7 protein-coding genes are annotated in these 10,641 nt (G+C 61.1%); 1 reads left to right on the forward strand and 6 read right to left on the reverse strand.

Annotated features, from left to right (window positions below):
* From FJ222_10005 to FJ222_10030, 6 genes are all read right to left on the reverse strand, one after another.
* Window positions 1-465: hypothetical protein (locus tag FJ222_10005; protein MBM4164754.1), on the reverse strand; the 465-nt coding region annotated here is incomplete at its 3' end.
* The gene (locus FJ222_10010; protein MBM4164755.1) at window positions 462-2,351 is read right to left on the reverse strand and encodes an AIPR family protein; all 1,890 of its coding nucleotides are present in this window, start codon (window positions 2,349-2,351) and stop codon (window positions 462-464) included. The genes FJ222_10010 and FJ222_10005, both read right to left, overlap by 4 nt.
* A 182-nt stretch (window positions 2,352-2,533) precedes the next feature.
* Entirely contained in the window at window positions 2,534-5,932 is a 3,399-nt protein-coding gene (locus FJ222_10015) for a hypothetical protein (protein ID MBM4164756.1), read from the reverse strand.
* A gap of 215 nt (window positions 5,933-6,147) precedes the next feature.
* Window positions 6,148-7,518, reverse strand: coding sequence for a 3-phosphoshikimate 1-carboxyvinyltransferase (gene aroA, locus FJ222_10020; protein ID MBM4164757.1), 1,371 nt, complete (start codon window positions 7,516-7,518; stop codon window positions 6,148-6,150).
* Window positions 7,519-7,606: 88 nt separating this feature from the next.
* Window positions 7,607-9,247, reverse strand: a complete 1,641-nt coding sequence (locus FJ222_10025) for a ComEC/Rec2 family competence protein (protein MBM4164758.1) — start codon at window positions 9,245-9,247, stop codon at window positions 7,607-7,609.
* 5 nt (window positions 9,248-9,252) lie between these two features.
* Window positions 9,253-9,501 carry a hypothetical protein gene (locus FJ222_10030; GenBank protein MBM4164759.1) on the reverse strand — a complete coding sequence of 83 codons (249 nt, stop codon included), beginning with the start codon at window positions 9,499-9,501 and terminating at the stop codon, window positions 9,253-9,255.
* 141 nt (window positions 9,502-9,642) lie between these two features.
* Here FJ222_10030 and FJ222_10035 point away from each other — a divergent pair.
* A partial coding sequence (locus FJ222_10035) for an ABC-F family ATP-binding cassette domain-containing protein (protein ID MBM4164760.1) occupies window positions 9,643-10,641 on the forward strand: 999 nt, incomplete at its 3' end.

Below are 10,641 nucleotides of genomic sequence, written 5' to 3' on the forward strand. Positions count from 1 at the left end.
CCCCGGATCGTCTCCCGGACAGAGTTCGAGCATGCCCTCGTGTTCGGCCACGGACTCCTCCAGCCGTCCAGCCGCCTTCAGGCAAGTGGCCAGACGAGACCGCGCCCGCATGTAGGGCCGCGTCTCAAAAAGCCCCCAGAAGATGCCCTTGCCCTCACGAAACACCTTCTTGCCGAGGTTCTTCTCACCCAAGGCCACGAGACGGCGGAGAAACACGACCTCATCCTTGCCGTCAAGCGGCTCGTAGCGCATCAGCCCCAGCCAGGCGTCCACGTTGGTCGGGTCGAGTTCGACGGCTTGGGTCAGTAGATCGAACGCCTCGTCGCTGTCCGCCGCCTCCCAGGCGTCGTAGACCAAATCTTGCGCGTCGCGGACCCCGCGTTTCGCCGACCCGCCCGCCAGACGTTCCATCCGCTGCGAAAGCGATTCGGCTTCACGCGACTGTTTATTGCTCTTCGTGTTCATATTCCCTCCATCTTCACTACGCTCCGCTCATCGACCAACGACGCAAAAGCCGTGTTCTTTAGTGCGGCGTCCTCGTTGCCGCCCTCTTTGGCCAGATACTCCGTGATCGCGGCTTCAAACACGCCTCGTGCGGCGATAAAGCCCTTGTTTCCGATCATAGATACGGACTCGATCACCTCCTTTGAAACGCAAGGCTTTCTCTCCTGGCCCTTCAATTTGGCCACGACGTCCAGAACCTGCGCCTTATTTTGCAGGAAAATAATGCGAGCCAAATAGTACGCGCCTTTTTTCAGCGGACCACGATCCTGCTTGGGCACTTTGGCAATATTCACGCGGCACGCCTCCTCGATGCATCGCGCCGCCAAGATATCCAATGCGCGCACATTGGCGGCGGCACCGGGTTCAAACCCTTCTGGGAGCGGGCTCGCCGGCGATTCTGCATCGGGTTCCCGAAGGTTGAAAACACGATAATAGTCCTCGCCTTGGCGGAAGAACTCCCGGCGACTGAGCGAGTTGCGCAGCTTGGAACACTTCCCCTCAATGACCCCAAGGTATGCCATCGCCGCTTGTTCCTTGGAAAAGATAACTTGATAACCATGACCGGGCGGCGTCTCACCCTCTTTGCGCTCGTAGCCGATGCCGTATTCCTGATAGACCTGCTGGATGGCGCACTGCGTCGCGTCGTTTGAGACCAAGTCCTCCGGACGGATCGCATTCTGCGAGTTCGTCGCGATGATCAGCGCATCGTGAAACGGCTTGTTCGCCGGATCGATCTGGTAAATACGCACCATGACGTTCGAATTGCCTTGGAAACGGTCCTTCAGGTCGGGCGAGTATTTGGCATGATAGAGCGCGTTGACCGTCTGGCAGCCGTTGATGATCTGCATCCCCGTTAGCCGCACGCGCACCTTGCCCTTGCTTGCGGGGAGATCCACGCGAACGTCTTCGGCTGTCATGCTCACGCCGTTGTTCATGTAGCCGAACCAGACACTCTCGTTGCTGGTGACCGTCTGGATGATCCCTTTATTCACATCCTTGCCTGTGCCAAGAAAGAGCCGCACGTTCTTCTCAAAAAGCTCATTATTGCTGTAACGGTCTACCAGACGGATCAACTGGTTCACGTTGACGAAGCCCACCATAACTTTCAGCGGCATACCGTTGGGATTGGCACCGATGTTATGAAGCAGGAATGACTCATTGCCCCATTCGTGGTTCACCTCCAGCGTCTCCTCTTGGATCGGGACGCGGCCGAGTGCGCAAAGGCTGTAGATGTCGGTACCGCCATAGGTCTCGAACGTAAACCCATAGGCCTGTCGGTCGTGTGCGAAAATGTCGCGGATTTCCTGAATCTTGGAGGCGTCGGTGGGTGAAACGTTCTGCCCGTTGACGACGTAGTAACACTGGATTCGCGGCCGGGCGCGCTTGTTTGCGGACAGGGCGGCGTCGAAAGCCTCGCGAACCTCCTTGAAGGCCTCCAGCGTCTTGTCGTCCTGAAGATCGCCGTGCAGGAAGACCGCATTCATGCGGGTGACAAAATGATGGAGTTCCTTGGTCGAAATCCCACCGCTGTAGTCCTCCTTCCACTTGAACTGAAAGAGTTTGAGTTGGACCTCATCGCCCTGATCCAGAATCAGGTAGGCGTCCAACAACTCTTCAGCCTTGCCGGTTCGCTTACGATCCACGTGCAGAAGGCCTTCGAGCAGTTCATCGTCATAGAGGTACGTGATCTTCTGGACCGCCACATACTCGAAAAGCTGTTTGCAGTCGGTGCGCGTGATCCCTGCGGACGGGTTCCGATCTGCGAAGTGGCCCATCTTTTCCTTCAAGAAGGCGATTTGCTCGGCGCTGAGCCGTTGTTCGTTGGCTGTCTTGTTGGTTCTCGGCATGATGGTCTCCTTAGTTACTTAACGCAGATCGATCTTCGCGCGACGCATGGCCCAGAGATCATGCGCCAACCTCCGATAACTGGGGCATTTGATCCCACGTGCGGTGCTCCAATAACCGCCCAGTAACTGATCCTTGATCATGGACCATGACTGCTTGCGGATAAAGAAAGCTCGGTTGCTGCTCATGGTTTCGTGCTCGCCCCCTCCACGATTTCGATCTCCTCCGGCGTCAGGCCGTAGAGGGCGTAAACCTTCTGGTCGATCTCCCGCTCCAATGTGGTCGTGTCGGCGTTCGGGTCTTGCTGCTTGGCGTCAGATATCCTTCTTGCGAGTTTGGCAATCGCAACTTGTTGGCTATCGCTAGCTGGAAATATGGGGAGTTTCTTCAGGTCTGAAACAAGTGCGGCGGACAACCAAGGCCCATACTTCACCCAGCGGTCTCCAGTGACCCGGACACAGTAACGGCGCAAATCTCTACCCGTGATCTCCGGTTTCCACTGACTTCCACACTTTGATCTAGAGTGGTAAGGCCTCTCTCGAACCGTGTCTTCTGTGTGTGGGCCCCCATCAGGAGCTTCGCCAGCACCAACTTCATACGGGTTATAGCCCGAACAGGGCCTGGCGAAATCCTTTAGCGGTTTTGAGACACGGCGTACTTTCTCCAAGATCGAGTTATCCTCAACCCCGCTGAAAATGCTGATGTAGTGGCCAGCATCAACAAACTGGTTCTGCGGAATATCTCTGTGCTTCTTAGGCATATTTGGAAACTCTGCAAGCAGATCATAGATCTTAACGCTTGTGATCGATGCCGTGCTGTTGGTAATTAGTGAGATCAACGTGTTCACTCTAGCACTATCGAACGCTTGTTCCGAGAGCCAACAAATCGCGGAAAGGGAATACCTCTCCAGAATATATCGTCGTAAAGACTTAGCAGACGGGATCGTTAACCATGTCACAGGAGCGATAAAAGCAAGCACACCTGCCTTTCCAAGAAGTCGGAGTGCGGCCTCATAGAACAAAAAGTAGTGTTCATAACTGCCTTGTGAGGATGCATAGTGCTGCTTGAAATATGCTTTTGCTTCATCACCGTGGATCTTGTGGAACCCGTAAGGGGGATTACTACTTACTACATCATAACCATCCGTAACGCCAAACATCCACTCCTGATCAAAGAAGTCCGCCGAAGTGTTTTGGTCGTAGGGGTTCCATGAGGCGAGTCTGCGGGCGGTGGTCGTGTCCCAGCCGTCGCCTTTGAGCAGTTCGGCGATCTCGGCGCGGAGTCGGGTGTCATCGTCACGGCATTTGGCCTTCTGCCTCGGCGTGCGGGCGAGGAAATGGCGTTCGCGCACGCGGCGCAATTCGGCTTCCTTTTTGTCAATGTCAAGGTTACGGAGCAGTTGCTGGCCGGGTCGGTTCACGCCAATGAGCGTGTTGGCGGCGACGAACTTGGTTTCCAAGTTCGGCAACGGACGGACGCCGCGATTGGGCTGTGCGTCGTCAATCTTCTGATCCACGATGAGCGAGATGAAGAACCGCATCTTGGCGATCTGGACGGCGATGGGCTGGATGTCCACGCCGTAGATGCAGTTCTCGATCAGGTAGAGTTTGCGGCCGTAATCCAGTTCGTTGTTCTCAAAGGCTTCGTTGATGCCGGCGATATGCTGTTCCAATTCACGCACGGCGCGTTCGCGGGCCGTGGCGTCCTCGATCTTCTCGGCGGTCGCCATCGTGTCGCGGACACGGGCAATCTGGCGCTCCTTCCATTTCTCGTTGCGCGGGTCGAGTATGCCTAGAATGAAAACGAGTTTGTGCAAGATGCCCATCGGAAACGCGCCCGAACCAACGGCCGGGTCGATGGATTTCAGGCCGTCAATGGCGGCGATGAGGGCGTCCACTTCCGACGGCGTGAATTGGTGGGGTTCGTCATTGTAGGCGAAAAGATGGCGGAGTTTGTGTTCGAGGGTGGCACAGACATTCCTGTCTGTGCTGTTCGACTGTGATGTACAGGCAGGAATGCCTGTACCACCTTGCCCAACAGACAAGAATGTCTGTTCCACCTTGGTTTTCAGGCAGGCGATGAGCGCCTCGTCCACCATGTAGTTGACAATTTCGCGGGGCGTGTAGAACGAGCCGGTCTGTTTGCGGGCGGTCGCGCCGGTCTCCGGGTTGTAGGCCGCGAGGAGGTTTTCAAACACCTTGCCGGACAATTCCGGGTCGAGCGCGACTTCCTGCTCGATCGGCGTGTTTTCCTCGATCGTGAAGTGGTAGCGGTTGAAAATGTGAATGAGGCCGCGCACCGGCACGCGCCCGAATTTCTTGTCATTGTAATCCGCGCTCAAATCCACTTCGCGCTCCGGTCCGAAGAAGAGGAAGTCCGGCACGATGGGTTGGCTGTCTTCGCGCCGGGAGAAACCGTCAATGCGAACGTAGCGCGACTTTGCGTTTTCGCATGCCTGCGCCGCGTTCCTGTCTGCCGTGGCGGCACAGGCATGCGGCGCGGCAGGAAAACCGAGGTCCTTGTCGAGACATTCAAACAACCCGCCGTTGAGGAACGGGATCTCCTTGAACAAATCGAGCGTGGATTTCGGTTCGCTGAAACAGTCGCGATGGCGATAGAGGCTGTGCGCCATGAAATTCTGTTCTTCCTTCGTCCATCCGCGCTTGTCCATTTCGGTGTTGAGTGTGGCGAAAAACAGATTTTGCAGGATGGCTCTGTAGAAAACAGATTGCTTGTCGCCGGTCTTTGCCGGCTCGAAGCCAGTGAGAGTCCGAGCGAGTGTGCGCTCGTCGAAAAGCGTGTCGGGGATGAGTCCTTTTTCTTTCACGAACCAGCAAAAAATGAGGCGCGTGATGAGGCGGATCACGCTGATGTGGTCGTGGCCGTCCGCCTCCTTGGGCGCGTCTTTCGGAAACTGAACATTTTTCAGCGCCCAGAAGTACCAGTTGGCGACTTCGCGGAAGAAATCTTTTGTGACCGCTTCGACATCGAAAGCCACGTCGCAGCGTTGCTGAATCGCCAGCGGCGTGATGCCAAGCAATTGGGGATTGATCACGGCCAGGTCCAGAAGTTGAACGCGCTCCGCCGCCGTGCGCAAACCGGCACCCGGCCTGACCGTGATTCTACGAAACAGCCGCCTGTTCTCGGCCTTCTCATCATACTTGACGTTCAGGAAGTGCCAGGCCGACTGGCTCTTGTTCGAGAAGACAAAGAGGGCGTAGGGATGGTCGCGAAGCAGTTGGTTCACAACCGGGCGCTCAAGCCCACGGCTCAAATCGGGTGAAGCCAGGCGGCAGTAAAAAACGTGGAAGGCACCATCCTCTCCGCCACTGGCAAAAAGAATCGGGTCTTCGGCAAGGGCTTGTCTGGCACTGTCCGGCCATTGACGCGGGCTGAGGGGCTTATTTTCCCGCTCGTAGTTCAACTCCTCCCAAAACAGGCTTTTTAACCCCTCCAGACTGCGCAAGTCCCGAAGGAGATTCAGGACTGCCCGTTGTCTCTCGACATCTACCATGTTCATCTCACTTGTCCGCCGCGCCGGTTTCAGTCTTGTCCACCGCCTTGCCTGCCAGCAGCCACGCATCAACCTCGGACGCCTTGAATTTCCATCAGAACGGTTCAAAGGTAGCAACGCGTGTCCAACAAAGCAAGTTGAAAGAACGTACTGTGCCTAGAGACAGACTGGACTTTCCGGACACCTTCATCTTTCGTGAGCAGGACATCGACCGGAGGTATGTCAAAAAAAACGAGAACACGCCTGCTCACGCTATCCACCCCGCCGCCCGGACCGATCATCTGCTAATCAGGTCGGAACACCGGTTCATCCGTCTGGATCGCGGCGCCGAGCCGCGAGAAGACGGGGACAAAGTCGGGGAAAGATTCGGAGAGGATCTCCGCTTGGCGGACGGCAATGCCGGTGTGTGAGACCCATCCTGCAACCGCCAGCGACATGGCAATCCGGTGGTCGCCGTGGGCGTCCACCGAACCGCCGCGGATGCCGCCGCCGCGAATGACGAAGCCATCCGGGCGCTCAGCAATGTCCACGCCGACACCGGCAAGTTCAACACAGAGCCGGCCGATGCGGTCGCTCTCCTTGTGACGCAGCTCGACAGCATCGCTCACCTCGGTCAGTCCCGTCGCGCAGGCGGCGGCAACGGCAAAGACGGGAAATTCGTCAATCATGCGCACCACGAGGTCGCCCGAGACGCGAGTGCCGCTGAGCGCGGCCGCGCGGATGCGGATGTCGGCGACAGGCTCGCCCGAACGCGCGCGCGGATTCGATTCGGTGATGTCGGCGCCCATGGATCGAAGGGCGTCCAGAAGACCGGTGCGGGTGGGATTCACGCCGACGCCAAGCAGGGTGATATCGGATCCCGGAATCACCGTGGCCGCGACGATCAGGAATGCGGCGGTCGAGATGTCGCCCGCCAGATCGGTCCGCAGCGGCCGCAGCGGCGCGGTGGAGGGCGTGAGGGTGACCCCGTGTGCGGCGGGATCGCAGCGGATGTCGACGCCCATGGCGCGGAGCATGCGCTCGGTGTGGTCGCGCGAGGGGCCGGGTTCACCGAGCGTCACCGGACCGTCGGCCGCAAGCGCCGCGAGGAGCAGGCAGGATTTGACCTGGGCGCTGGCGACGGGGAGCGCGTGGTGGCACGCCGTGAGACGAGCATCTGCAGGGCGCCCCCGAAGCACGAGAGGCGCTCCGCCGCCGGGTGCCGTCTCAATCACGACGCCCATGGCACGGAGGGGTTCGGTGACACGGCTCATAGGTCTGCGGCGCAGTCCCTCCGAACCATCCAGGGTGCAGGGGATACCTGCGGCGGCGACGGCGCCGGCAAGCAGGCGGATGGTTGTGGCCGAGTTGCGGCAGGTCACGGCCCCTGCGGGAGGAAGAAGCCCGCGGAGCCCCGAACCGGTTACGGTCAGCGTGCCGCCGTCGAACGTCCAGGGGACGCCGAAGGCCGTGAGGGCGTCGAGCATTGCGCGGGTTACACCCGAGAGGGGAAAGGCACCGATCACGCTCTCGCCCTCGGCGAGGGCGGCGAACAAGGCCGACCGATGGGCGAGCGACTTATCGCCGGGCAGGGTGTATGAGCCGATGAGCGGCTGCGAGCGTGACGTATGGAGGATCATACTGGCCGGAACGGTGAGTGTTATGACGGAGGGCACCCGCTCGTCCGCAGATCAGGGGACCCGTGCGGATGAACGTGGGCGAGCTTAGCACACGCACGGCCCGGATTCAATCTTGAAAAGGCGGTCAGAAGGGATGTTCGGCTTTTTCGGCCTGCCCGGCGGTGTGCAGCATCCAAGCGGCGGCGAGCATGGCGGCGTACCACACGACGATCAAGGCCAGGGACGGCGGAGGGACGATGACCGACGCGCCGGGGATGAGCGTGGTCAGACGCGAAGCCTCCACCATGACGGCGGTGCAGAAGGCGGCCGCGCAATTGAATATCCCGGCGATGGATGGAAAGAGAAAACTCGTGAGGATGGCCAGAGCGCCGGCGACGACGATCAGGCCGGCAGCCGGGACGACGACCAGATTGGCGAGGAGTCCGCCGGGGATGAAGCGTTCGAAAAAATAGGCGATGAGCGGGGCGGACGCGACCCAGGCGGCGACGCCCATGGCAAGGAGGTCGGCGAAGAATCCGAGCGTCGCATGCCGCCACAGCGCCAGCCGCACCGCCCACGCCTGGCGGGCGAAGCGCTGGCGCTGCTGGGTCAGGCGCTCCGACAGGCGCAGCAGCGCGGCCTGTGTGGCCGCCGATTCGACACGCAACAGGGCGCGGAAGAGGCGCGACAGTGGTGGACACAGGAGCACCAGTCCCGCCATCACGGTGTACGAGAGGAGGAAGCCGATACTCAGGAGATCCCGCGGGTCCCAGGCGATCTGGATGATGGCGGCGGCGGCGAGGGCGGCGCTGAGGTCGGGCTTGCGGCGCACGAGGGGCGCGCCGAAGTAGAAGGCGGCCATCAGGCAGGCCCGCATCGCGCTCGAGCTGGCGCCGGTCAACAGCGTATAGCCGAACAGCAGCGGGATTAGCGTCAGGCCCCAGCGCGTCCGCGGAAAGGCCAGGAACGACAGGCCGGCCGCCAGGACGGCCGCGACGAGTCCGATGCCCTGTCCCGAAATCGCGAACACGTGCATCGTCCCCGAGTTGCGGAAGATGGTGTTCATTTCGGGCGGGATGTCGCTGCGCAATCCCAGCAGCATGGCATGGATCAGGGTGGGGACGGTGGGCCAGGATTCGATACCCAGCGAGAGCCTCCGCACGGCCGACGCGCGGGCCCGGTCGGCGAGCGGACGCCAGTCCCAGAAGGCGGGCGGCTCCAGCAGCACGGCGTCGCCCGGACGGGTGTTGACCGGAAGATGGGTTGGCTTCGGGCGTGTGCGGAGCTTGGAAAGGGGTGTGGGAAAGGACCACGTCTCGCCCACCTTCGGAAGAAGATCACGGCCATAGCAGGTGACCCGGACCGGGGTCTGGGTGAGCGGACGAACGCCGCCGGCGTGCTCGATCACCACCCGGCGCAACGAAATGACCCGGCGGGTGGCGCCCGGAGGACGATAGGGGGTGAATGCGTCGCTATCCACCACGCCCCGCACCTGCACCGGTTCGGTCGCGTGGGCGGCCAGCCAGGCCCGCTCGTCCCGCCGCGTCCATTCGGACAGGAATCCGGAGAGAAAGCCCGCGCAACACACCGTGGCCGCCACGGCGATGCCGCCCCGGAGACCGGATCGCCACGCCCCGTAAGCGGCAACGGCCAGCGCGGCGACGGCGCACGCAATCGCCAGGGGCAACGCGAGCGACGCGCCCGCCCGCAGCCCCGCTCCGGTTCCGATGATCAGCAGGCAGGCAATCCCAATGATCGGTTGACGCCTGACGGGGTGCGTGTGCATGGCCGCTAAAAATCGTCGGACAGTTCAATGCGGATCGTCCGGCCCTTCATGGCCGCGATCTCCTTCGCATCCTGGCCCTCGGCCGGCGCCCGGCGGGTTCCGGATTGCGGCATCAGGGGCACATCGAGCGACTGGCCGCACACCGGGCATTCCAGAGGGGTTCCGGCCCTGTCGTGAGAGGCCTCAATTTCCTGTCCGCACGATGGACAACGAAAGGAGATGAACGATTCCTTGCGGTCGAGTTGCATATTCACGGCGAATACCCTGGGTTACGTATGAATAGACCGGGCTATCGGCGGCGGCGGCGTGTATGTATAACCGATACCGAGGCGTTCTGTCGAGTCCGCAATTTTTTGACTTGTCCGCCGGGCCGGTTCCGGTGATGATGTACGCCCGTGATTGAGTTCAAAGACATCAGTTTGCGTTACGGCACCCAGGTTGTGCTGGACGGCGTCAGCTTCCGCATCCACGCGGGCGAGCGTGTCGGCATCGTGGGCCCGAACGGCGCGGGCAAGAGTTCGCTCTTCCAACTGATCCTCGGCGCCCGCCAGCCCGACGGCGGTGTCGTGACGCTGGAGGGCAAGCCCGCCATCGGCTATGTGCGCCAGCATCTGGAACCGGAGGACGACGCCGAGACGCTCCTGGAATACGCGCTGCGGGGTGTGCCGCGGCTGCACGACATGGAGGTGGAACTGCACCGGCTCGCCGCCGCGGTCGACGCCGCCGCGGACGAGCCGGAGCGGGGGCGCCTGTTACGCCGGCTGGGCGACATGCAGTCGCAGTTCGAGCATGCCGGCGGTTACCAGTTGGAGACCCGCGTGAAGGCGGCCCTGGGCGGGCTGGGGTTCGCCGTGCCCGAATTCGACCGGCCCTTCATCACCTTCAGCGGCGGCTGGCGGATGCGCGCCGAGCTGGCGCGCATTCTCGCCTCCGTGCCCGGACTGCTGCTGCTGGACGAGCCGTCGAACTACCTCGATCTGCCCGCCGTCGAGTGGCTGCAGCGGTTTCTCCGCTCCTACGAGGGGACGCTGCTGCTGATCTCGCACGACCGGTATTTGCTCCGTTCGCTGGCCACGGTGACGATCGAGGTCGATGCCGGCACATGCACCCGCTATCCGGGCGACCTCGATTACTATTTGCGCGAACGCGAGGCGCGGTATGTCAATCTGCTCGCCGCCAAGGCGAATCAGGATCGCCGCCGCGAGCAGCTTGAACGGTTCGTCGAGCGTTTCAAGGCCACGAGTTCCAAGGCGTCCCAGGCGCAGAGCCGGGTGAAGCAGTTGGAGAAGATCGAGGAGATCCGCCTGCCCAAGCGGAGCCAGTCCGCCGGTTACCTGCGGATTGCGCCGGCACCCCACTGCGGCGCCGAAGTGGTGCGGCTGGAGGGGGTTTCC

The organism is Lentisphaerota bacterium (assembly GCA_016873675.1).
GTDB lineage: Bacteria > Verrucomicrobiota > Kiritimatiellia > RFP12 > JAAYNR01 > VGWG01.

What these genes read in the sequence shown, in the direction of transcription:
- FJ222_10010 (MBM4164755.1), bottom strand. Translation starts at nt 2,351, where the DNA reads ATGCCGAGAACCAACAAGACAGCCAACGAACAACGGCTCAGCGCCGAG.
- FJ222_10015 (MBM4164756.1), bottom strand. Translation starts at nt 5,932, where the DNA reads ATGCGTGGCTGCTGGCAGGCAAGGCGGTGGACAAGACTGAAACCGGCG.
- FJ222_10025 (MBM4164758.1), bottom strand. Translation starts at nt 9,247, where the DNA reads ATGCACACGCACCCCGTCAGGCGTCAACCGATCATTGGGATTGCCTGC.